The 23,583-nt window shown below is 63.4% G+C and carries 14 protein-coding genes; 10 read left to right on the top strand and 4 right to left on the bottom strand.

Annotated features, from left to right (window positions below):
- The first annotated feature begins 103 nt into the window (after nucleotides 1–103).
- The 8 genes from ABEG21_RS10445 (at nucleotide 104) to truB (ending at nucleotide 12,416) form a co-directional block, all read left to right on the top strand.
- Complete coding sequence (locus ABEG21_RS10445; protein ID WP_347554560.1) at nucleotides 104–1,384, top strand: pyridoxal phosphate-dependent aminotransferase; 1,281 nt, start codon at nucleotides 104–106, stop codon at nucleotides 1,382–1,384.
- A gap of 517 nt (nucleotides 1,385–1,901) precedes the next feature.
- A complete protein-coding gene (scpB, locus tag ABEG21_RS10440; RefSeq protein ID WP_347554559.1) occupies nucleotides 1,902–2,723 on the top strand; it encodes an SMC-Scp complex subunit ScpB in 822 nt (273 codons plus the stop codon).
- Between the two features lie 716 nt (nucleotides 2,724–3,439).
- Nucleotides 3,440–5,314 carry a pseudouridine synthase gene (locus ABEG21_RS10435; RefSeq protein ID WP_347556726.1) on the top strand — a complete coding sequence of 625 codons (1,875 nt, stop codon included), beginning with the start codon at nucleotides 3,440–3,442 and terminating at the stop codon, nucleotides 5,312–5,314.
- Nucleotides 5,315–5,692: 378 nt separating this feature from the next.
- Nucleotides 5,693–6,160 (top strand): ribosome maturation factor RimP, encoded by a 468-nt coding sequence (rimP, locus tag ABEG21_RS10430; RefSeq protein ID WP_347554558.1) that lies wholly within the window; start codon nucleotides 5,693–5,695, stop codon nucleotides 6,158–6,160.
- Nucleotides 6,157–7,641, top strand: coding sequence for a transcription termination factor NusA (nusA, locus tag ABEG21_RS10425; RefSeq protein ID WP_347554557.1), 1,485 nt, complete (start codon nucleotides 6,157–6,159; stop codon nucleotides 7,639–7,641). The genes rimP and nusA overlap by 4 nt, the downstream gene beginning before the upstream one ends.
- 167 nt (nucleotides 7,642–7,808) lie before the next feature.
- Nucleotides 7,809–10,835 (top strand): translation initiation factor IF-2, encoded by a 3,027-nt coding sequence (infB, locus tag ABEG21_RS10420; RefSeq protein WP_347554556.1) that lies wholly within the window; start codon nucleotides 7,809–7,811, stop codon nucleotides 10,833–10,835.
- Nucleotides 10,836–11,008: 173 nt separating this feature from the next.
- Nucleotides 11,009–11,377, top strand: a complete 369-nt coding sequence (gene rbfA / locus ABEG21_RS10415; RefSeq protein WP_347554555.1) for a 30S ribosome-binding factor RbfA — start codon at nucleotides 11,009–11,011, stop codon at nucleotides 11,375–11,377.
- A 7-nt stretch (nucleotides 11,378–11,384) separates the two neighbouring features.
- Nucleotides 11,385–12,416: a tRNA pseudouridine(55) synthase TruB gene (gene truB / locus ABEG21_RS10410; RefSeq protein WP_347554554.1), complete on the top strand. Its 1,032-nt coding sequence runs from the start codon at nucleotides 11,385–11,387 to the stop codon at nucleotides 12,414–12,416.
- Nucleotides 12,417–12,522: 106 nt separating this feature from the next.
- Here the strand turns inward: truB and ABEG21_RS10405 are convergent, their stop codons facing one another.
- The 4 genes from ABEG21_RS10405 to ABEG21_RS10390 form a co-directional block, all read right to left on the bottom strand.
- The gene (locus ABEG21_RS10405; RefSeq protein WP_347554553.1) at nucleotides 12,523–14,151 is read right to left on the bottom strand and encodes a DHA2 family efflux MFS transporter permease subunit; all 1,629 of its coding nucleotides are present in this window, start codon (nucleotides 14,149–14,151) and stop codon (nucleotides 12,523–12,525) included.
- Nucleotides 14,152–14,297: 146 nt separating this feature from the next.
- Nucleotides 14,298–15,545, bottom strand: a complete 1,248-nt coding sequence (locus ABEG21_RS10400) for an efflux RND transporter periplasmic adaptor subunit (protein WP_347554552.1) — start codon at nucleotides 15,543–15,545, stop codon at nucleotides 14,298–14,300.
- Nucleotides 15,546–15,652: 107 nt separating this feature from the next.
- Nucleotides 15,653–17,185 (bottom strand): efflux transporter outer membrane subunit, encoded by a 1,533-nt coding sequence (locus ABEG21_RS10395; protein ID WP_347554551.1) that lies wholly within the window; start codon nucleotides 17,183–17,185, stop codon nucleotides 15,653–15,655.
- Between the two features lie 47 nt (nucleotides 17,186–17,232).
- Nucleotides 17,233–17,811 carry a MarR family transcriptional regulator gene (locus ABEG21_RS10390; RefSeq protein ID WP_347554550.1) on the bottom strand — a complete coding sequence of 193 codons (579 nt, stop codon included), beginning with the start codon at nucleotides 17,809–17,811 and terminating at the stop codon, nucleotides 17,233–17,235.
- Nucleotides 17,812–18,273: 462 nt separating this feature from the next.
- Between ABEG21_RS10390 and typA the strand changes: the two genes are divergently transcribed.
- The gene (gene typA, locus ABEG21_RS10385; protein WP_347554549.1) at nucleotides 18,274–20,094 is read left to right on the top strand and encodes a translational GTPase TypA; all 1,821 of its coding nucleotides are present in this window, start codon (nucleotides 18,274–18,276) and stop codon (nucleotides 20,092–20,094) included.
- A gap of 438 nt (nucleotides 20,095–20,532) precedes the next feature.
- Nucleotides 20,533–23,397: a 2-oxoglutarate dehydrogenase E1 component gene (locus ABEG21_RS10380; protein WP_347554548.1), complete on the top strand. Its 2,865-nt coding sequence runs from the start codon at nucleotides 20,533–20,535 to the stop codon at nucleotides 23,395–23,397.
- Nucleotides 23,398–23,583 lie beyond the last annotated feature (186 nt).

Genomic DNA, 23,583 nt, shown 5'->3' with positions numbered 1-23,583 from the left:
CGTCGTGTCGCGGCGGTGGAATCGTTGCCGGTGGCCGTGCCGCGGCCTTTTCGAGATGCGATGCCGACGCTACACTGCTCCTTTCCTCTTTTTGTCCTGATCCATGTCTTCGTCTCCCGTAGCAGGCCAGGCGGTCACGCCCGGCGCATCCGCATCGATCGATACCTCCCTCTCCACCGATCTCACGCGCTCGCCAGCCGTGGCGCGGGCCGCGGTCGCCAATCTGCGCGCGTCCAAGATCCGTGAAGTGGCCAATGCGGGTTTCGGGTTGCCGGACGTGCTGCCGTTCTGGTTCGGCGAGTCGAATCAGGTGACGCCGGCATTCATTCGCGAAGCGGCCAGTGCCGCGCTGGCGGACGGGCATGTCTTCTATACCCATAATCTGGGAATCGCGCCGCTTCGCGAAGCATTGGCGGACTATGTCTCGCGCTTGCACGGTCCGACGCATGCCGGTCAGATCGCCGTGACCAGCGCGGGCGTCAGCGCCTTGATGTTGGCGACGCAGTTGTTGGTCGGTCCCGGCGATCGGGTTGTCGCGGTGACGCCGCTCTGGCCGAATCTGGTGGAAATGCCGAAAATCGTCGGCGCGACGGTCGACACCGTCTCACTGGACTATGGCGAAAATGGCTGGGCACTCGATATCGACGCGCTACTGCGGGCATTGACGCCCGGCACGCGCATGGTGCTGGTCAACTCGCCGAACAATCCGACCGGTTGGACCATGCCGCGCGCGCAGCAGGCGATCTTGCTGGACCACTGCCGCACGCATGGCATCTGGATCCTCGCGGACGAAGTCTACGAGCGTCTCTATTACGGCGCTCCGGAAGCCGGAACGGCACCGGCTGGCGCCGAAACGCGACCACTGACGGCCCCCTCGTTTCTGGACCTTGCGTCCCGGGACGAGCGCGTCATCGTCGTCAATTCGTTTTCGAAAGCGTGGTTGATGACCGGTTGGCGCCTGGGATGGGTCGTGGCGCCCGCGTCGGTGATGGAGGACTGGGGCAAGCTGGCGGAATACAACACGTCCTGCGCGCCGGACTTCGTGCAACGTGCGGGAATGGTCGCCGTGCAGCAGGGCGAGGCGGTGACCGCCGCCCTGCGGACCGATATGCTGGTGCGGCGTCAGCGTCTGTTCGATGGCCTGTCGGCCGTGCCCGGCGTCGACGTCAAGATGTCGGACGGAGCCATGTATCTGTTCTTCCGCATCGCCGGTCATGACGATAGTCTGGCCTTGTGCAAGGCCCTCGTCCGTGACGCGCGGATCGGTCTGGCGCCGGGCGCCGCGTTTGGCGAGGAGGGCGAGGGGTTTATCCGTTGGTGCTATGCGAGCGACGTCGACATGATCGACGAGGGCGTTCGGCGCCTGGCAGGCTATCTGAGATAGCGATATATCCATCGTCGTCCTTTACCGGTCCGGGATTTATTTGTAGAATGGGTCGAACTCAGGTGGACGGGCGTGGCGCCCGGCTGGCCGGAGTACGCTGTGTGACAATGCGAAGGACGCCACGCGCTGCCATTCCGCGACATTCCCATGCGAAGGAAATGTCGATCGATGCGAATGGGGTGCGCGTCCACCGGGTAGGCGTGAGTGCGGCCCGTTCCGCGCGCGCCGGACTTCTCCGGGCACCTTGACCGTCCGAAGCCGAAGCTTGACGCGCCATGCGGGCGAAGGGGACGGGGTTGATGTTTTTTCGCCATTAAATGGCGGGAAGCGCGCCTTGTCGGTCGATTCTGGCGTTTTTCGCTGCATACTCGCGGTAATAGATGGTTTCCTGCGCGCACGACGCTGCCGCTTTTCAGAACATCATTTGCGTACGCGATCTCAGACCCGCCCGGCATGCAGCCGGCGCAGGATATGCGAGCCGCTACGTATGTGACCCAAAGGGTCAGACCTTGGTTTCATGAATACCCAAGAGGCGACAATCGTCCTCGAAACCGCGTTGATTTGTGCGCATGAGCCGCTGCGGCTGAACGATCTGCGCAGGCTTTTCGACGACGACATCTCGGCCGATACCATCAAATCCCTGCTCGACCTGTTGAAAGAGCGTTGGGCGGGACGGGGTGTCGAGTTGGTCGCGCTGGCGTCGGGGTGGCGTTTTCAAAGCCTGCCGCCGATGCAGAAATATCTCGACCGATTGAATCCGGAAAAGCCGCCGAAATATTCGCGCGCGGTTCTGGAGACCCTTGCGATCATTGCGTACCGTCAGCCGGTGACGCGCGGTGATATCGAGGAAATTCGCGGCGTGACAGTCAATACGCAGGTGATTCGACAGCTCGAGGAGCGGGATTGGATCGAAGTGATCGGTCATCGCGAGGCGCCGGGACGTCCGGCACTGTATGCGACGACACGCTCGTTCCTCGACGACCTCGGTTTGCAGACGCTGGGTGAATTGCCGCCACTCGCCGATCCGGCGGATCCGACGAGTGGTTTGCAGGCATCGCTGGCCTTTCCGCTCGACGCTGCCGCGGTGGCGCAAGCCGCTGACGAAGCCGACGAGGCCAAGGCCGCGGATCTGGTGGACATGGCATTGGCAACGGCATCGCCTGCCGCGCGGGAGCGCCCCGACGGTGCTGTCGCTGGCGACGGTGCCGAAGCCGTCGCGGTCGATGCGGCAGAGGACGATGCGCATTCGGCGGTTGCCGACGCCGCCGCTGCCGAACCCGCGGCGACGGCGCCAGACGATGCCGAAGTTGCGCACGAACAGACGCGTCCAGCGGATTGAGGCTGGCGCACGATACCGATTTTGGACATGCGCGCACGGGGAACGTGCGCCTATGCCGGCGAAACGAAGCCGGCCCGCTGTGCGGCGGTATGGCTGCCGCGTACGGGCCCGGTAATGCGTATCAGGTTTGCTCTTTGAGCGGACCCCATGGCCAGGTCCGACCGGCATGCCTTGGCGGCATGCCGGCTGGGCAAGCCTGACGCACCGTCGATCGCCCGGCACTTTACTTGAATTCAGAGGTGCTTTTGAAGCAGACCCACGATAGCGCCGCGCCTGAGGGTGTGGACGACGCCGGTGGCGCACGACGCGCATCCGCAGCGGACACATCCGCGCAGAACGCGACCGATGCAGCCCTGCCCACGAACGACGCGGCGTCCGGCGAGGAGCGGCCACGCCGTGGCCTCCGTCGCGGCCCCCGTAGTCTCATTGCGCGTCGCCGTTCCGGCAAGGGCAAGGGGGCGGACGGTGGCGACGACGCACCGGCGGGCGCGGCGGTGGAAGCGGCGCCGGCCGGCGGCATAGCGGGCGGTTTCGACGCCGATACCGACGCGGCGGCGGCTAAGCCGGCGCGTGCGCCGCGCAAGCCGCGCGCACCGAAGGTCGTGGCGGCCGATAACGTGGGGACGGCGCAATTCGATTTGCCGCTCGATGCCGACGGCGTATCGGACCGTGCGGCGCGCGCCGCCGCCGATCGGGCCATTCGTGAGGCGGAAGCGATGGAAGCGGGCGAGGCACCGGCACCGCGTCGGGCACGCGCGCCGCGTGCCCCGCGTGCGTCGGCCCGTCCGGTCGCCGATGCGGCCGATCAGCCGCAGGAAGCGGCCGCATCGGCAGAGGCGGTGGACAGTCGGGTGCAAGCAGCGCCGCACGATGGCGAGGGACGTCGCGGTGCGCGGCCGCCGCGCCAACCGCGTGCGCCGCGCGCGCCGCGCGAGGCGGCGGAAAACGGCGACGTGAGCCAAGCAGGCACGGGGACGCGGGCTGATGTCGCCCGTTCGGCCCGTGCCCGGGATGCCGAACGCCGCGGACATGGCGGTCGGAACGCGGGTCAGGGCTCGGCGGGCGCACAAGGCGCGGCGCCGGCATCGAACGGACCGAAGCAAGGGCCGCGTCAGCGACCGCAGCAAGGTGCGCAACAAGGCGCGAAGCGCCATGAGCGCGGCGATGCGGACGACGCGGTCGTCGAGACGGGCGATGTATTTGCCTACGTGACGTCGCCGGCCTTCGATGCGGACAACCACGGCTCGTCGTTGCGCGCGCCGATGCTGGGCCGCGGACGAAAGCAACAGCCCGCCAAGCGCGTGCTCGCCCCCGACGACGATGCGCCGAAGCTGCACAAGGTGTTGGCGGAAGCCGGCATGGGTTCGCGTCGCGAAATGGAAGAGCTGATCGTCGCTGGTCGCGTGACCGTCAACGGCGAGCCGGCGCATATCGGTCAGCGCATCCTGCCGGCCGACCAGGTTCGCATCAACGGCAAGCCGGTGCGTCGCAAAATTCAGAACAAGCCGCCGCGCGTGCTGCTGTATCACAAGCCGGCCGGTGAGATCGTCAGCCACGCGGATCCGGAAGGCCGTCCGTCGGTATTCGACAAGTTGCCGTCGATGAAGACGGCGAAGTGGCTCGCCGTGGGACGCCTCGACTTCAATACCGAAGGTCTGTTGCTGCTGACGACTTCGGGCGATCTGGCGAACCGCTTCATGCATCCGCGCTACAACGTCGAGCGCGAGTATGCCGTTCGCGTGGTCGGTCAGTTGGCCGAGGGAGCGCGTCAGAAATTGCTGTCGGGTATCGAACTCGACGACGGTCCGGCGAAGTTCCTGCGGATCGTCGATGGCATCGACGACGGCGAAGGGTCGAACCGCTGGTATCACGTCACGCTGTCCGAAGGGCGCAATCGTGAAGTGCGTCGGATGTTCCAGGAAGCGGGTTTGCTGGTCAGCCGACTGATTCGTACGCGTCACGGCCCGATCACCTTATCGCGCGCCGTGCGTCGCGGGCGCTACGAGGAGCTGGACGAGGCACAAGTCCGTGCGCTGATGGCGGCGGTCGGCATGAAGGCGGTCGTCGACAAGCCGGGCAAGGGCCCGCGTGGCGATGCACCGCCCCGTGTGCAACCCGATCCGATGCAGTCCTTCCTGGGCGTCATCGTGCCGGAAAATGGCGCGATGACGAATTCGGGTCGCTATAGTTACGGTGCGCAACGCCCGCCGCGACGCGGTGCGCCGGCGCCGGGCGTGCAGCGCCCGAAGGGCCATATGAGCGCGACCTTCCTGATGCGCGATACGCCGCGTCCGGATACCGCGCGACCGCCGCGTGAAGTCAACGGCAATGTCGCACGCAGCGGTGCCGGGCGTAACGGCAACGGCGGTGCGGCAGGCGGTGGTATGCCGGGCAACAATGCCGGTGGTCCTGGCCGGGGTGGTCCGCGTCGGGGCGCCCCTGGCGGGTCGAGCGGGGGTCCGGGCGAGGGGAATCGCGCAGCAGGACCGCGCGGTCCGCGTGGCCCGGGCGCGGGTCCGGGGCGCGGGGGTCCGCGGGGCGCAGGTGGCCCTGGCGGCAAGCCGCGCGGCCCGGGCAACCGCAGCCGTTGAGCGACGGCGGGCTTATGCGCAGCGTTAAATAACGTTGCCGCATAAGCCTTAATCTGTCCCGTCGAGTTTGCCTTCGGTTGGCGTTTCGCGTACAATGCGAGCGTCGCTGGTGACGTAGGGCTTCTTGCTTGTGGTTAAGCGCGGGGTCGACGCACCAGCATCGTCGTTTTCGTACGATCCGTATGGCTAGCTTGGGTGTCGACGTATAAGGCGGCACACGGACTTGACGGCGCGTACGCGACCGGTGGCATGCGCGTAAAGCGGCATGGCTACAGGATTGCAGGGTAGCGACGAAGAGATGGGCGTGTGCCCATTTTTTTTTGCGCGGACGTTTTGCACGCTGTCGAGCGGGCCGCCGCAAAGCGTATTGGGGTGTATGTGCAACTGACCGAATTGATTGAAACGGCTCTGGCCGGCATGGGCTATGAGTTGGTCGACCTCGAACGGTCGGGCCGCGGGCTGCTGACCGTCTACATCGACTTCCCGTCTGGCGACGCGCACATCGCGATCGAAGATTGCGAGAAGGTGACGCGCCAACTGCAGCACGTCTTCACGGTCGAGAACATCGACTTCGATCGCCTTGAAGTCTCGTCGCCCGGCCTGGACCGGCCGCTCCGGAAGCTGGCCGATTTCGTCCGCTTCGCCGGGTCGGAAGTGGCGGTGACGCTGAAGCGCCCGCTGGATGGCCGCAAGCAGTTCCGGGGCATTTTGCAAGCCCCGCAAGGCGAAAATATCGGTTTGGAATTTGAGGGGACGACCGGCCCTGCGATGCTCGATTTCACGTTGGCGGAAATCGATCGTGCGCGGCTGGTGCCTCACGTGGATTTTAGGAGCCGCAAACAATGAGTCGCGAAGTATTGATGCTGGTGGACGCGCTCGCTCGCGAGAAGAACGTGGACAAGGACGTCGTCTTCGGCGCGCTCGAAGCTGCGTTGGCCTCCGCCACCAAGAAGCTTTACGACCGCGACGTCGAGGTTCGGGTGGAGATCGACCGGACCACCGGTGAGCACCAGACGTACCGCCGCTGGCTGGTCGTGCCCGACGAGGCAGGCCTGCAAGAGCCGGACAAGCAGATTCTGCTGTTCGAAGCGAAAGAGCAGCAGGCCGATATCGCCCTCGAGGAATTCATCGAGGAGCCGGTGGCATCGATCGAATTCGGCCGTATCGGCGCGCAGGCCGCGAAACAGGTGATCCTGCAGCGCATCCGCGATGCCGAGCGCGAGCAGATCCTGAATGACTTCCTGGCGCGCGGCGACCAGATCATGACGGGTTCCGTAAAGCGGATGGACAAGGGCAATCTCGTGATTGAGACCGGCCGTGTCGAAGCCTTGCTGCGTCGCGATCAGATGATCCCGAAGGAAAACCTGCGCGTGGGCGACCGTGCGCGGGCGTTCATCACGAAGGTCGATCGTACCGCACGCGGTCCGCAGATCGAGCTGTCGCGTACGGCGCCGGAATTCCTGATGAAGCTGTTCGAGATGGAAGTGCCGGAAATCGAGCAGGGCCTGCTGGAGATCAAAGCGGCGGCCCGCGACCCGGGCATGCGCGCGAAGATCGCGGTTGTGGCTTACGACAAACGGATCGACCCGATCGGCACCTGTGTCGGTATCCGCGGCTCGCGGGTACAGGCGGTGCGCAATGAGTTGGGTGGCGAAAACGTTGACATCGTGCTATGGTCGGAGGATCCTGCACAGTTCGTCATCGGCGCGCTTGCGCCGGCGGCGGTGCAGTCGATCGTCGTCGATGAAGAAAAGCACTCGATGGACGTCGTTGTCGACGAGACCGAGCTTGCCATCGCGATTGGCCGCAGCGGCCAAAACGTGCGCCTCGCCAGCGAGTTGACCGGCTGGCAAATCAATATCATGACGCCGGACGAGTCGGCTGCGAAGCAGGACAAGGAGCGCGCGGGGTTGCGCGAGCTGTTCATGGCGCGGCTGGATGTCGATGAAGAAGTTGCGGACATCCTGATCGACGAAGGCTTTACGAGCCTCGAAGAAATCGCTTATGTGCCGTTGAACGAAATGCTTGAAATCGAAGCATTCGACGCGGACACCGTCAATGAGCTCCGTAACCGTGCACGCGACGCGCTGCTGACTCAGGCGATCGCGAACGAGGAAAAGGCCGAGAACATCGTTCCCGAGCTGGAAACCCTCGATGGCATCACGCCTGAATTGCTGGCGAAGCTCCACGAAAATCAGATCCAGACGCGTGACGACCTGGCCGAGCTGGCCGTCGACGAAATCGTCGAATTGACCGGTTTGTCGAATGAAGCCGCCACGGAGCTGGTAATGAAGGCCCGCGAACATTGGTTCACGTCCGAAGAATGACGCAATGACACCGATGTACGCGACGATCGATGCACGGGGGCCAGACCGGTCTCCGTCGCCGGCGCAAACCATGCGGGCCGCATGATGCGCAGACGAATACGCATGACGCACGGGAACGTGCACGTATAACCGCAGGGAGCGCCGCTCCTTGCTTCCAAGAGGGATGAATGGCGAGTAACAACGTAGCCCAATTTGCCGCTGAACTGAAGATGCCTGCCGGCGTGCTCCTCGAGCAATTGCAAGCAGCAGGGGTGCAGAAGCGTAGCGCGGACGATGCCGTGTCCGAGGCGGACAAGGCCCGCCTGCTCGAGCACCTGCGCCGCTCGCACGGCTCCGATGCCGAGGGCGACAAGCGCAAGATCACGCTGACCCGTCGGCAAACATCGGAAATCAAGCAGGCGGACTCGACAGGGCGGGCTCGTACCATTCAGGTCGAAGTGCGGAAGAAACGCGTATTCGTCAAGCGTGACGACGAAGCGGGTGAAGGCGCGCAGGCGGCGGTCGCTCAAGAAGAAGAGATCGATCCGGTGCAGGCCGCGGAACTCGCTCGCCGCGAGGAAGAGGCGCGTCGCGAAGCGGAGGCTCTGGAACGTCAGGCGTCCGAACTGCGCGAACGCCAGGAAGCCATGGAGCGTGAGGAAGCGGCGCGCCGCGCTCGCGAGAGCGCTGCCGAGGACGTTCGCCGTCGCGCAGAGGAAGAGGCGGCGCAACGCGCTGCGGAAGCTGCCGCGGAGGCGGCCCGTCTCGAGGCGCATCGCAAGGAAGTGGGCGCCGCCGCACGAGTAGAGTCGGCCGCGCGTGCCGTCGAGCAGGATACGTCGAGCGTGGAACAGAGTACCCGTGACGAAGAAGCGGCCGCCGCGAAGCGTGCCGCCGACAAGAAGGCCGCGGAAGACGCCCGCGCCGCCGCCGAACAGGCAGCGGTCGAGAAGCGTCAGGCCGTGCAAGCCGAGCAGGATGAAATCGCGCGTCGTCGTGCGCGTGCCGAGGCGGAAGCCGCGGCCATCCGTGAAATGATGAACACGCCGCGCAAGGCGAAGGTCGTCGAACCGAAGCCTGCGGAAGTGCCGGTCGTGAAGCCGGCGGCACCGGCGGCGGACGCGGCGACTGCCGCTGGCGCCGCACCGGGCGCGAAGACGGCCGACGGCAAGGGCACCTTGCATCGTCCGGCGCGGCCGGAAGGCGCGGCAGGGACGGCGGTCAAGCGCGAGACGCGCCCGGCTGCCGCACCGGCCACGACGGCACCGGCTGCCGGCGCTGCGGACAAGAAGAAGGGCAAGGGCGGTTGGCAGGACGATGCGTCGAAGCGTCGAGGCGGCCTGAAGACGCGCGGCGATGCGAGCGGCGGTGCCGATCGCAATTGGCGCGGCGGTCCGAAGGGACGCAATCGTCACCAGGGCGACAACTCGTCGTTCCAGGCGCCGACCGAGCCAGTGATCCGCGAAGTGCACGTGCCGGAGACCATCACGGTCGCCGATCTCGCGCACAAGATGTCGATTAAGGCATCCGAAGTCATCAAGATCATGATGAAGTCGGGTCAGATGGTAACGATCAATCAGCCGCTGGACCAGGAAACGGCGATGATCGTCGTCGAAGAACTGGGTCACACGGCCGTTGCCGCGAAGCTGGACGATCCGGAAGCCTTGCTGACGGACGACGGCGATACGCATGCGAATGCGGAATCGTTGCCGCGTCCGCCGGTGGTGACCGTTATGGGTCACGTCGACCATGGTAAGACGTCGCTGCTGGACTACATCCGACGCGCCAAAGTGGCGGCGGGCGAAGCCGGCGGCATTACGCAGCATATCGGCGCTTATCACGTCGAAACGCCGCGTGGCGTGGTCACCTTCCTCGATACCCCGGGTCACGAGGCCTTCACGGCCATGCGTGCTCGCGGTGCGAAGGCGACCGACATCGTTATTCTGGTCGTGGCGGCCGACGACGGCGTGATGCCGCAAACGAAGGAAGCCATTGCCCACGCGAAGGCGGGCGGAGTGCCGATCGTCGTCGCAATGAACAAGATCGACAAGCCGGATGCCAACCTCGACCGCGTCAAGCAGGAGCTGGTTGCGGAAGGCGTCGTGCCGGAAGAGTACGGCGGCGATGCACCGTTTATCGGCGTGTCGGCGAAGACCGGTCAGGGCATCGACGATCTGCTGGAAAACGTGCTGTTGCAAGCCGAAGTGCTGGAACTGAAGGCACCGGTGGAAACGCCGGCCAAGGGTCTCGTCATCGAAGCCAAGCTCGACAAGGGCCGCGGTGCGGTGGCAACGATCCTGGTGACCTCGGGTACCTTGAACCGTGGCGACATGGTGTTGGCTGGCTCGGCCTACGGCCGGGTTCGGGCCATGCTGGACGAGACGGGCAAGTCGGTGAAGTCGGCTGGACCGTCGATTCCGGTGGAAATCCAGGGCTTGTCGGAAGTGCCGGCGGCGGGCGAAGAAGTCATCGTTATGCCGGACGAACGCAAGGCGCGCGAAATCGCCAACTTCCGTCAGGGCAAGTTCCGCGACGTGAAGCTGGCGAAGCAGCAGGCGGCAAAGCTGGAAAACATGTTCGAGAACATGGGCGAAGGCGAGATGCAGTCGCTGCCGTTGATCGTCAAGGCCGACGTGCAGGGTTCGCAGGAAGCGTTGGTGCAGTCGCTGCTCAAGCTGTCGACGTCCGAAGTGCGCGTGCAGATCGTGCACGCTGCAGTGGGCGGCATCAGCGAATCCGACGTCAATCTGGCGACGGCTTCGAAGGCGGTCATCATCGGCTTCAACACGCGGGCCGATGCGCTGGCGCGGAAGCTGGCCGAGAGCAACGGCGTGGACATCCGCTACTACAACATCATCTATGACGCTGTGGATGAAGTGAAGGCAGCGATGTCCGGTATGTTGGCGCCGGAGAAGCGCGAAGTCATCACCGGTACGGTCGAAGTGCGTCAGGTGTTCCGCGTGCCGAAGATCGGTGCGGTGGGCGGCTGTATGGTCACCGACGGTGTGGTCAAGCGCACGTCGCTGGTCCGCGTGCTGCGCAACAACGTCGTGGTCCACACGGGCGAGCTGGATTCGTTGAAGCGCTTCAAGGACGACGTGAAGGAAGTGCGCGGCGGTTTCGAGTGCGGTCTGTCGGTCAAGAACTTTAACGACATCGCCGAAGGCGACCAGTTGGAAGTGTTCGAGATCACCGAGGTCGCCCGGACGCTGTAATCGGCGGGCAGTCGACGCCGTTCACCTGCTGGTCCGCGATGGCCGGTGAGGTGAACAGACAACGAGGGTGGATTCAGGAGGGTGCTTGAAAAAGCGCGGTATCTCTCCCTGATTCCACCCTTTTTCTTTTGCTGGAACGGTCATTGACCGGGCCGGTATGCAGGAGGCATACGATGCCAACGAAAAAACGCAGTGGCGGCGATCGCTCCACGAAGATTGCCGATCAGATCCAACGGGACCTGTCGGAGCTGATCATGCGCGAGATCAAGGATCCGCGCGTGGGCTTGATCACGATCCAGAGCATCGAGCTGTCACCCGACTACGCGCATGCGAAGATCTATTTCACGACGCTGTCCGAAGATACGGCGGCGACGCAGAAGGCGCTGAACGACGCGTCCGGTTATCTGCATAATCTGTTGTTCAAGCGTCTGCACATTCATACGGTGCCGACGCTGCATTTCCATCACGATAAAACACTGGCCAATGCATTCGAGATTTCGAAATTGATTGACCAGGCGAATGCGACGCGCGCAAAGGAATGAAGCCGGTATGAAGCGTCCTGCACGCGGTCCGATGCGACCGCGTCTTTTATTGGATGGCGTGTTGTTGATCGACAAGCCCTTGGGGCTGTCGAGTAACGATGTGTTGATCAAGGCCAAGGGCATGTTGCGGGCGAAAAAAGCGGGCCATACGGGCACGCTCGATCCGCTGGCGTCGGGGCTGTTGCCAGTCTGTTTCGGCGAGGCGACCAAGTTCTCGCAGGACTTGCTCGACGCGGATAAGACCTACGAGGCGACGATGCAACTGGGCGCGCGCTCGACGACCGGCGACGCCGAGGGCGAGATCATCGATCGACGTCCGGTCGAGGTGACATTCGCGCAACTCGCGCCGGTGTTCGCGCGCTTCACGGGGACCATCGCGCAAGTGCCGCCGATGTACTCTGCGCTGAAGCGCGACGGCAAGCCGCTGTACGAGTACGCGCGTGCCGGCGTCGAAGTCGAGCGCGAGGCACGTGAAGTACAGATCCTCGCGCTGACGGTGTTGTCCGATGAAGGGCCATTGCTGCAGGACGGGCAGGTGCGGTTTCGCGTGACATGCAGCAAGGGCACCTACGTGCGCACCTTGGCGGAAGATCTCGGCGAGGCCTTGGGGTGCGGTGCCTACCTGATCGCCTTGCGACGCACCGGTGTGGCGACGTTGTCGATCGACGACGCCATCACCCTCGATGCGTTGCAGGAACGGGCCGATGCCGTGTGGGGCGCGAAAGAGGGCGGCGAGACGAGCGATGACGTTCGAGAACGGCAAGCGGAAGCCGCAACGGCGGCGATCTCTGCTTGCCTGCAACCGGTGGACGCGCTGCTACAAAGACTGCCGCAAGTGACGCTCGATGCAGCGTTCAGCACACGCTTCTTGCATGGGCAGCGCTTGCGGCTCGCGGCGGGCGCTGTCGATATGCCGGAAGGGTATGCCGGTCTGGTGCGCGTGTATGCCGCCGATGCAGCCGCACCTCGACTGCTGGGAACCGCAAACTGGGACGACGGCTTATTGGCCCCGGCGCGCTTGATCGGAACCGGCGGCTGATTTCAGCGCAATGCGGAACGGCGGCCCTGTTGCTGCCGACCTGTGCCGCGTCGTCGCTTACCGCGAACGACAGCGCGCCTTACGCGGCGCTGTCGATCCCACGTCTTCAGTGCGCGCCCGACGCCGCTGCATCGGCGCCAGCCGAAGCGCGCTGCCGTTGCGTGATCCAGACCAGCCCGATCAACGCGAGGAAGACACCCGCGGACAGATAGAACAGGTCGTTGACGCCCATCGTCGCCGCTTGTTGATTTACAAGGCGGTCGAAGGTTCCCAGAGCCTGCTCGTGCGTCATCCCCAGCGCCTGCATCTGATCGACGCTCTGATTGAAAATCGGGTTGTATGCGTTCGCCTGCTCGGTCAGCTGAGCATGGTGCAGATCCGAGCGTCGATCCCAGGCCGTCGTGAATACCGACGAACCCACGCCTCCCAGCATGATCCGCACGAAATTCGAGAGTCCGGACGCCGCCGGCATCCGATGGCCGGGCAAGCCAGACAAGGTGATCGTGACCAGCGGAATAAAGAACCCCGCCAATGCCGCACCCTGCAACAGCGTGGGCAGCGTCAATGAGAACGTGTCGACATCCACCGTGTAGCGCGAGCGCATCCAGAACACCACGGCAAACACGACGAAGGCGGCCGTCGCGATATAGCGGGGATCCGTCTTCGACATATACTTCCCGGTCAGCGGTGACAGCAGAACGGCAAACACGCCGACCGGTGCCATCACCAGGCCGGCTGCCGTCGCGGTATAGCCGATTGTCGTTTGCAGCCACAGCGGCAGCAGGACCAGATTGCCGAAATACAAGCCATAGCCGACGGCCAAGGCCACGGTACCCCCTGTAAAATTGCGCGTGGCGAACAGAGACAGGTCGACGATGGGGTGCGTGGCCGTCAGTTCCCAGATGACGAACACCACCAGGCCGACGACGGCGACCAGCGCCAGGACGACGATCGTCGTCGAGCTGAACCAGTCGAGATCCTTGCCTTTGTCGAGCATGACCTGCATCGATCCGACCCAGACGATGAGCAGGCCGAGCCCTACCGTGTCGATGGGCAGCCGGCGCGTCGCGGATTCGCGTTTGCGGTAAATCGCCCACGTCGCGGCGGCGGCGACGATCCCGACCGGGATATTCACATAGAAAATCCAGGGCCAACTATAGTTGTCCGAAATATAGCCGCCCAGAATCGGGCCCGCGACCGGCGCGATCAACGTCGTCATCGACCATAAGGCCAGTGCCATCGGCGCTTTTGCCTTCGGATAGCTGGCCAGTAGCAAGGTCTGCGACAGCGGAATCATCGGACCCGCCACGGCGCCTTGCAGCACGCGGGAGGCGAGCAGAAAAGGCAATGTCGGCGCGAGACCGCACATCCACGAGGCGATGACGAACAGGACGATCGACCAGAAGAACAGACGGACCTGACCGATCCGCTGCGTCAACCAGCCGGTGAGCGGCACCGAGATCGCATTGGCCACGGCGAACGACGTGATGACCCAGGTACCCTGGTCCGACGCCACGCCCAGATCGCCGGAAATGGCGGGGATCGAGACGTTGGCGATCGACGTGTCGAGCACGTTCATGAAGACGGCCAGCGACACGGCAATCGTGCCCAGCGCCAGTGCGCCACCGCTCAACGGCGGATGGGCGGCACCGGGACTAGCTGGTGCGGGGGACGCGGGCGGCGTCGATGCGGCCGGGCCGCGCGGAGCGGACGGCGCGGAAGAGGGGGAGGTCATGGATGAACTCGGTGCGGCGGCGGTCCCTCACGGGCCGCCGCCATAACGCGGTGCGTGCGATGACGGCGCGTCGTCGCGATACGCGATACGTTCTAGGGATGACGTCGGTGACGGCGAAACGGGCCGACCGGCGTCTTTCGTGCTACTTACTTCGATTTCGCCGAACCCTGCACCGCAACGTTGTCGGCGATGATCTTGGCGATTTCGGCATCGGCTTGCGCACCGTATTCGGCGAACACGTCCGTTTGATAGACGGTGTTCTTCGTGCTGGCCAGCAGGCCGCCGTTCTGATCGTGCGTCGTGACATCGACGTTCATCGACAGACCGATACGCAGCGGATGGTTTTTCAGCTCGTTTGCATCCAAGGCGATGCGCACTGGCAGGCGTTGCACGACCTTGATCCAGTTGCCGGTCGCGTTCTGCGCCGGCAGCAGCGAAAACGCACTGCCGGTACCGGCCGAGAAGCCTTGCACGCGACCGTGATAGACGACATCGGAACCGTAGACGTCGGCGGTCAATTCGACCGGCTGCCCGATCCGGACCTTACGCAGTTGCACTTCCTTGAAGTTCGCGTCCACCCACACATCGGTCAGCGGCACGATCGCCATCAGCGGCGTACCCGGCGACACGCGTTGGCCGACTTGCACCGAACGTTTGGCGACAAAGCCGCTGACCGGTGCCGGCAGCGTGTTGCGCGCATAGCTCAAATAGGCATCGCGCACTTTCGCGGCGGCAAGCTTGACGTTCGGGTGATCGGAAACCGTCAGGTTGTCCGTCAAGGCACGGTTCGAGGCGAATTGCTGCTTGGCTGCGTTCAAGGCCGCTTGCGCGCCGCTGACCGCATCGCGAGCATGCGAAATTTCTTCCGCGGAGACGGCGCCAGTACGCGCGATCGCCAGGCGACGCGTCAAGTCGGATTTCGCCTTGGCGAGATCCGATTCGCGCTCGGCGACGGTGGCCTGATAGGCGCCCGTGTTCGCGTACAGCGTGCGCACCTGGCGCACTGCCTGCGCCAGACCCGCTTCCGCTTGTTCCAGCGCGACCTTCGCGTCGGCGCCATCGAGGCGGATCAACGGATCGCCGACCTTCACCGTCTGCGTATCGTCGGCATTGACCGCGACGACCGTCCCGGTGACCTGCGGCGTGATCTGCACGACATTGCCGTTGACGTAGGCATCGTCGGTCTCTTCATGGAACTGCGCGACCAGGAAGTAGTAGAAGCCGTAGGCGACGGCGGCGATGATGATGATCAGCGCGACAATCGCCAGCCAGAGCTTGCGACGTCCCGACGACGGCTTGGCTTGTTGCGGTGCCGGGCCGCCAGGCTGCCCCTGATTCGGAGCCTGACTCGGGGCTTGATTGGGCGCCCCGGCGGCCGGTTGATTCGAACTCATGCTTGACTCCCTCTTAGACCTTGTCCGGCGCACGTTGTGAGATGGACGTGCGCGTCTTTGCTTTTTTTCAGCCCCGACAGCGGGGCCGCCTTGTCATCTCGTCGCTATCAGCGGGCCGCGCTGACGGACGCGGTGGCGTCCGAGGCCGGTGCCGCGCCGATCGCGCCGCCCGGCTTGATATCCGGCATGTCCGCATTGGCATCGAAGCCGCCACCGAGCGCCTTGATCAAGGCGATCTGCTGATCGCGCCGCTGCGCATCGAGCGACACCACCGTCTGGCGCTGCGCCAGCAGCGACTGGTCGGCATTCAATACTTGCAGTTGCGTGGACAGGCCGCCCTTGTAGCGGATCACGGCTAGGCTATAAGCCTTTTCCGCGGCGCCGTAAGCGGCTTGCGCGTCCGTCTGTTGGCGCTCGGTCGAGCGGATCTGCGCCACCTGCGTCGCGACGTCGTTCAGCGACTGGACTAGCGTGCTGTCATAAGTCGCGACGGCGTTGTCGAACATCGCGTAGCGATCCTTCAACTGCGCGCGCAGGGCGCCCGCATCGAAGATCGGCAGATCGATGGCGGGGCCGACCTGAATCTGTCGGCTGCCGAACTTCAGAAAATCGCCGAAGCCGAACGCGTCGAAACCGAAGGCCGCGCGCAGATTCAAATTCGGATAGAAGTTGGCCTTGGCCACCTTGACGCCCGACATCGCCGCTTCCACACGCCAGCGCGCGGCGACGATATCGGGACGACGCGACACGAGGTTGGCCGGAAGGTCGGCTGGCAACGCATAAGCGTCTGGCGCGGCGAGCGTTGTGAGCGTGGGTCGCGCGATCTGCAAGCCGCGATCCGGGCCCTTGCCGAGCAGTGCCGCCAATTGATAGCGCGTGACGACGATCGCCCCTTCGAGCTGACTGATCTGCGTGCGCGTGCTGGCCAGATCGGCTTCCGACGTGCGCGTTTCCACCTGCGTGTCGAGGCCGGCATCGAAGCGCGTGCGGCTGATCGTGCCGATGTCCTGGCGTTGTTGCGACTCTTCCTTCGCCACGTCCAACAGCGCGTACTGGCGCGCCAGCGCGCTATAAGCCTGTGCGATCGAGACGGCCAGCGTCAGCCGCGCTTCCTGCGTCTCGGCGAGGGCTGCACGTTCCTGCGAAATGGCCTGCTTCAGGCCGTTGCGGTTCTTGCCCCACAGGTCGAGTTCATAGGACGCCGTGGCGCCCACGTTGTTCTCGGTATACCAGCTTCCGCCGTACGGCGGCGGATACAGCGCGTTGCCCGAATACAACTCGCGCGTCAGCGAATAGCTGGCATTCACATGCGGCAACAGCGCGGCACCGGCGCTGCCGGTATAGGCGACGGCCTGATTCAGGCGCGCCTGGGCTTCGGCGATCGATGGGCTGTTTGCGATGCCTTCGTCGATCAGCGTCTGCAGTTGGGCGTCGCCAAAGGCCGCGGCCCATTGCATCGTCGGCCAGTTGCCGCCCTGCAGGGGCAGGCTCTGCGCCGAGTCGTACTGTGCGAGTTCCGCCGGCTTCTTGTCGCTATGAATGCCGATGTAATTAGCGCAGCCCGACAGCGCCAAGCTGACGGTCGCGCTGGCCAGCAGCACCGCCCGGAATGCGGGCCGTGCAGGTCGAATTGCTGTCATTGCCGGTGTTGGTTGGTCGAAAAATAGTGGACGTTGCAATCTTTTTGTCATGATCCGTCTCCCCCTGATTCACGGTCTGCCGCGCGCTCTGCCGCCTTGACCTGCCGCTGCGACGCGACCGCCGGTGTCCCCGCCAACGGCGGCGCCGTTCGAGGCTGTTCGCAATTGACGATGATGCGTCGCAGCAAGCTCTTGAGAAATCCCGCTTCTTCCTGGGTGAAGCCGGCCAGCATCCGCTCCATGACTTGGATATAGAGCGGTTTGAGCCGGGCGACGATCAGCCGGCCTTCATCGGTCAGCTGCAAATTGACGACACGCCGGTCGGCACTGCTGCGAACCCGTGTGACCAGGCCCCGCCGCTCCAGCTTGTCGAGCAGTCGCGTCACGGCGCTGGCATCCAATCCGTATTCGCGTGCCAGATCGGCACCGCTCAGGGCGCCGCGCTTGAGCAGCAAGAGAATGCTCGCCTGGGTGCTGGTGATATCGAGCTCGGCGACGGTCAGCTGGTTCGTCTCGCTGGCCATCGTCGATCGCACGCGAGCCATCAAATAGCCGACAGACTCGTCGAGACACCACTCGAAGTCTTCGGGAGGCGGTCGGTCCAGCGGGGAGGGCGTCGTTGCCATAGGGGAGAAACGGAGATGCGTGCAAATGCAATGATTGAATGAGCACGGAGTATAGGCGCCTTCATTAGCCTTGGCAACGAGGCGGAGGAAGGCCCTGCAAGTAATATGTATTTGTCGGTGAAAGCGCCACGCAGGCGGGCGTGGCGCGAGTGTTGCCCGGTACCCACACGCGGTGGAAAAATCGCGTGCGGTGGGACGATGGGCGGGCAATTCCCGATTTACCCGGCGTGAGAGGCGACTCTGTCACTTATCGGTGCTATACTCACGGGTTCTAGAAAATGTGCAGAGCAGGCAGTTGCAATACCGATTCCGCAGTCGTTTTTCGGTATGGTGGCGGTCGCCCGGTCTGGCCCCTTTTTTAGGTTCGGTTCAGACCGAAGCGTCGGGTGATGTCGTCAACTCACTATCACTGCCGACGCGGACCCCATTTTCACGCATCCGAGTTCCCCTCTGAGTTCACCAATGACCCGCGCGCTACGCAATATCGCCATCATCGCCCACGTCGACCACGGCAAGACCACGCTGGTTGACAAACTGCTCCGTCAATCGGGCACTTTCCGTGAGAACCAACAGACCGCCGAGCGGGTGATGGATTCGAACGATATTGAAAAAGAACGCGGCATCACGATTCTCGCGAAGAATTGCGCGGTCGAGTACGAAGGTACGCACATCAATATCATCGACACCCCGGGCCACGCCGACTTCGGCGGTGAGGTCGAGCGCGTGATGTCGATGGTCGACTCCGTGTTGCTGCTGGTCGATGCCGTCGACGGTCCGATGCCGCAAACGCGCTTCGTGACGATGAAGGCTCTGGCCATGGGCCTGCGCCCGATCGTCGTGATCAACAAGATCGACCGTCCGGGCGCACGTCCGGACTGGGTCCATGGCGAAACCATGGATCTGTTCGACAAGCTGGGCGCCACCGAAGACCAATTGGACTTCCCGGTCGTCTACGCATCGGCGTTGAACGGCTATGCCAGCCTCGACCCGGAAACCCGCGAAGGCGATATGCGCCCGCTGTTCGAAGCGATTCTCGAGCACGTGCCGGTGCGTCCGGCCGATCCGGATGCGCCGCTGCAGTTGCAGATCGTGTCGCTCGATTTCTCGACCTTCCTGGGCAAGATCGGTATCGGTCGCGTCAACCGTGGTCGCATCAAGCCGGGTCAGAACGTCACCTATCAATTCGGCGCGGATGACGAGCCGAAGAACGGCAAGATCAATCAGGTCCAAGGTTTCTCGGGCGTCGATCGCGTGCAGTTGCCGTCGGCCGAAGCCGGCGACATCGTGCTGATCAACGGCATCGAAGGCATCAGCATCGGCGCGACGATCTGCGACGTCGGTACGCCGGAACCGCTGCCGCTGATCAGCGTCGACGAACCGACGCTGACGATGAACTTCATGGTCAACTCCTCGCCGCTGGCCGGCCGGGACAAGAAGACGAAGTACGTGACGAGCCGTCAGATCCGTGACCGCCTGCACAGCGAACTGCGCCATAACGTGGCACTGCGCGTCAAGGATACGGACGAAGAAGGCTCGTTCGAAGTGTCGGGTCGCGGTGAACTGCACTTGACCATCCTGATCGAAAACATGCGTCGCGAAGGCTATGAGCTGGGCGTGTCGCGTCCGCGCGTGGTCATGAAGGAAATCGACGGCGTGAAGCACGAGCCGTTCGAAAACCTGACCGTGGACGTCGAAGACGAACACCAGGGCGGCGTGATGGAAGAGCTGGGTCGTCGTAAGGGCGAGCTGTCGAACATGGTGTCGGACGGCCGCGGCCGTACGCGTCTGGAATACCTGATCCCGGCCCGTGGCCTGATCGGTTTCCAAGGCGAATTCCTGACGCTGACGCGCGGCACGGGCCTGATCAGCCACACCTTCAATGGCTTCCAGCCGGCGAAGGAAGGCAAGATCGGCGAACGTCGTAACGGCGTGCTGATCTCGCAGGACGATGGCGATGCCGTCGCCTACGCACTGTGGAAGCTGCAGGACCGCGGCCGCATGCTGGTCGAGCCGGGCGATCCGTTGTACGAAGGCATGATCATCGGTATCCACAGCCGCGACAATGACCTGGTCGTCAATCCGATCAAGGGCAAGCAGCTGACCAACGTCCGTTCGTCGGGTACCGACGAAGCGGTGCGCCTGGTGCCGTCGATCAAGACGACGCTGGAATACGCGGTCGAGTTCATCGATGACGATGAGCTGGTCGAAGTGACGCCGGAATCGGTGCGGATCCGCAAGCGCTACCTGAAGGAACACGAGCGCAAGCGTTCGTCGCGTGAGTAAATAGTCTGTTGCGGTCCCTGACGGGACCCTGGCACGGCAAAAGCCGGCTGTCTCATCGGATAACGATGGCGCAGCTGGCTTTTTTGCATGTTGCGCGGGAAAGACGTGGGTTAGCAGTTGTAACGCCCCCTTGCGTCGGTTTTTAAACGGACGATAATGCGGCTGTCGCATCGCGTCAGAAAAGCCACACCGAGGGTGGGGTGACGCGATGATTTATATTGCCTTGTCAATAGGTGGAGAACCCAGCACTAGACAGATCGCAAAGTGCGACGGCATGACGCAGGGCATAGGCCATCCGTGCTATGCTTTGAAAATAAGAAGCTCGGTCCTTCCAAGCACTACTTGATTCGCAATCCGCCAAACGGTCAGGCCGTGTCGCGGAAGGTTTCTGTAACCCGCTATTTCTCGAGAAACTCGAAGAAAAGTGAGCGTGTAAAAATGATGAAGCAATTTCAGTCGAACTCTTACCTGTTCGGCGGCAACGCGTCGTACGTTGAAGAAATGTACGAGCTGTATCTCGACAATCCGGCATCCGTCCCGGATACGTGGCGCGACTACTTCGACGCGCTGCAGCACGTCCCAGCGGCCGATGGCAGCGCCACCAACGACGTCGCCCACCGCCCCATCGTCGAATCGTTCGAGCAGCGCGCTCGCGGCAACGGCTTCACGCCGCGCACCGGCGAAAGCGGCTTGGCGACGGCCGGCAAACAAGTTTTCGTGCAAGCGTTGATTGGTGCATACCGTTTCCTCGGTGCCCGTTGGGCCAATCTGGATCCGTTGAAGCGCCAGGAACGTGTTGCGATCAAGGAACTGGAACCCGGTTTCTACGATTTCACCGAAGCGGACATGGATCAGAAGTTCAGCGCGAACAGCCTGTACTTCGGTTATGACACCGCCACGCTGCGTCAAATCCTCCAGGACCTCCGTGACACGTACTGCGGCACCATCGGTGTCGAGTACATGTACATCAGCGATCCCGAGCAAAAGCGTTGGTTCCAGAAAAATCTGGAAGGCACGCGCTCGACGCCGAAGTTCGATGCGAAGAAGAAGACCCGTATCCTCGAGCGTCTGACGGCGTCGGAAGGTCTGGAACGTTACCTCCATACGAAGTACGTCGGTCAGAAGCGCTTCTCGCTGGAAGGCGGGGAAAGCTTCATCGTCGCGATGGACGCGCTGGTGCAGCGCGCCGCGTCGGTCGGCGTGCAGGAAGTCGTGATCGGCATGGCCCACCGTGGCCGCCTGAACGTGCTCGTCAACACGCTGGGCAAGATGCCGGCGAATCTGTTTGCCGAATTCGAAGGCAAGCATGTCGACGATCTGCCGGCCGGTGACGTCAAGTATCACAAGGGCTTCTCGAGCGATGTCGCCACCGAATCGGGTCCGATCCACTTGTCGCTGGCGTTCAACCCGTCGCACTTGGAAATCGTCAACCCGGTGGTCGAAGGCTCGGCGAAGGCGCGTCTCGATCGCCGCGGCGATCTGGAAGGCCGCGAAGTGCTGCCGGTGCAAGTCCACGGCGACGCGGCCTTCGCAGGTCAGGGCGTCGTGATGGAAACGCTGAACCTGGCGCAAACGCGCGGTTACGGCACACACGGCACCGTGCACATCGTCATCAATAACCAGATCGGTTTCACGACGTCGGATCCGCGCGACTCGCGCTCGACGCTGTACTGTACCGATGTGGTCAAGATGATCGAAGCACCGGTCTTGCACGTGAACGGCGACGACCCGGAAGCGGTCGTGTTCGCCGTCGAGCTGGCCATCGATTATCGGGCGACCTTCCATCAAGACATCGTCATCGATATCGTGTGTTTCCGGAAGCTCGGCCACAACGAGCAGGACACGCCGGCGGTGACGCAGCCGTTGATGTACAAGAAGATCGCACAGCATCCGGGTACGCGTGCGCTGTACGCCGAAAAGCTGGTTGCGCAGCAGGTATTGCCGACCGAAGGTCCGGACGAGCTGGTCAAGGCATTCCGTACCGCGATGGACGAAGGGCATCACACCGTCGATCCGGTGCTGTCGAACTACAAGAGCAAGTACGCGCAAGACTGGGCGCCGTTCCTGAATAAGAAGTGGACCGACGCCGCCGATACGCAAGTGCCGCTGGCTGAATTGAAGCGTCTGGGCAGTGCCATCACGACCTATCCGGAAAACTTCAAGGTTCACCCGCTGGTCAATCGCGTCATCAGCGATCGCCGCGAAATGGCCGAAGGAACGAAGCCGCTGGACTGGGGCATGGGCGAGCATCTGGCCTACGCCTCGTTGGTCGCTGCCGGCTTCGCGGTGCGTCTGACCGGACAGGACAGTGGCCGCGGCACGTTCTCGCATCGCCACTCCGTGCTGCACGATCAGAACCGTGAGCGTTGGAACGACGGTACGTACATCCCGCTGCAGAATGTGTCGCCGAATCAAGCCAATTTCACGGTGATCGACTCGGTGCTGTCTGAAGAGGCGGTGCTGGGCTTCGAATACGGCTACTCGACGGCCGAACCGAATACGCTCGTGGCCTGGGAAGCGCAGTTCGGCGACTTCGTCAACGGTGCCCAGGTCGTCATCGATCAGTTCATCTCGAGCGGCGAAGTGAAGTGGGGCCGCGTGTCGGGCCTGACGATGTTGTTGCCGCACGGTTATGAAGGGCAGGGTCCGGAACACTCGTCCGCACGGATGGAGCGCTTCCTGCAGCTCTGCGGCGATTCGAACATGCAAGTGGTTCAGCCGACCACGCCGGCACAGATTTTCCACGTGCTGCGTCGTCAGATGATCCGTCAGTTCCGCAAGCCGCTGATCGTCTTCACACCGAAGTCCCTGCTGCGTCACAAGGAAGCGATCAGCACCTTGGACGAATTGGCATCGGGCACCTTCCTGCCGGTGATCGGCGATCGCAGCGATGTGACCGACAACAAGCCTTTGGAAGCCAGCAAGGTCAAGCGGATGATCGTCTGCTCGGGTCGTGTCTATTACGATCTGGTCGCACATCGCCGCGAGACGAATGCGCAGGTCGCCATCGTCCGCATCGAACAGCTCTATCCGTTTGCCCACAAGGCCTTCGATACCGAGTGCAAGAAGTACGACAATCTGGCCGAGATCGTCTGGGTGCAGGACGAGCCGCAAAACCAGGGTCCGTGGTTCTACGTCGAACATCACCTGTTCGAGGCGCTGAAGGAAGGGCAGAAGCTGGCATACAGCGGCCGTCCGGCATCGGCATCGCCGGCCGTCGGCTATTACGCAAAGCACTACGAGCAGCAGAAGGCGCTGGTCGAGGGCGCGTTCGGCCGCCTCAAAGGCGCAATGACCAAGTAAAGCAATAGCGGCGCGAACTGCGCCTCGCACACCGGTGTCACGAAAGCTTGCCAGCATGGGGTTGGCGGCGACATCGGAGGGCGAGGCGGTCCGCGCGCCGTGCCGTGCGCGTCTTGCGTTTCGATATGCGCCTGCGCGGCCCCGCACGTCCCCCGTCCATCCATTTACTGTATTGTCCAGGAAGCG

The sequence above is a fragment of the Robbsia sp. KACC 23696 genome (assembly GCF_039852015.1).
In the GTDB taxonomy this organism is placed as follows: domain Bacteria; phylum Pseudomonadota; class Gammaproteobacteria; order Burkholderiales; family Burkholderiaceae; genus Robbsia.
This window is presented reverse-complemented; position numbering and strand designations above follow the sequence as displayed.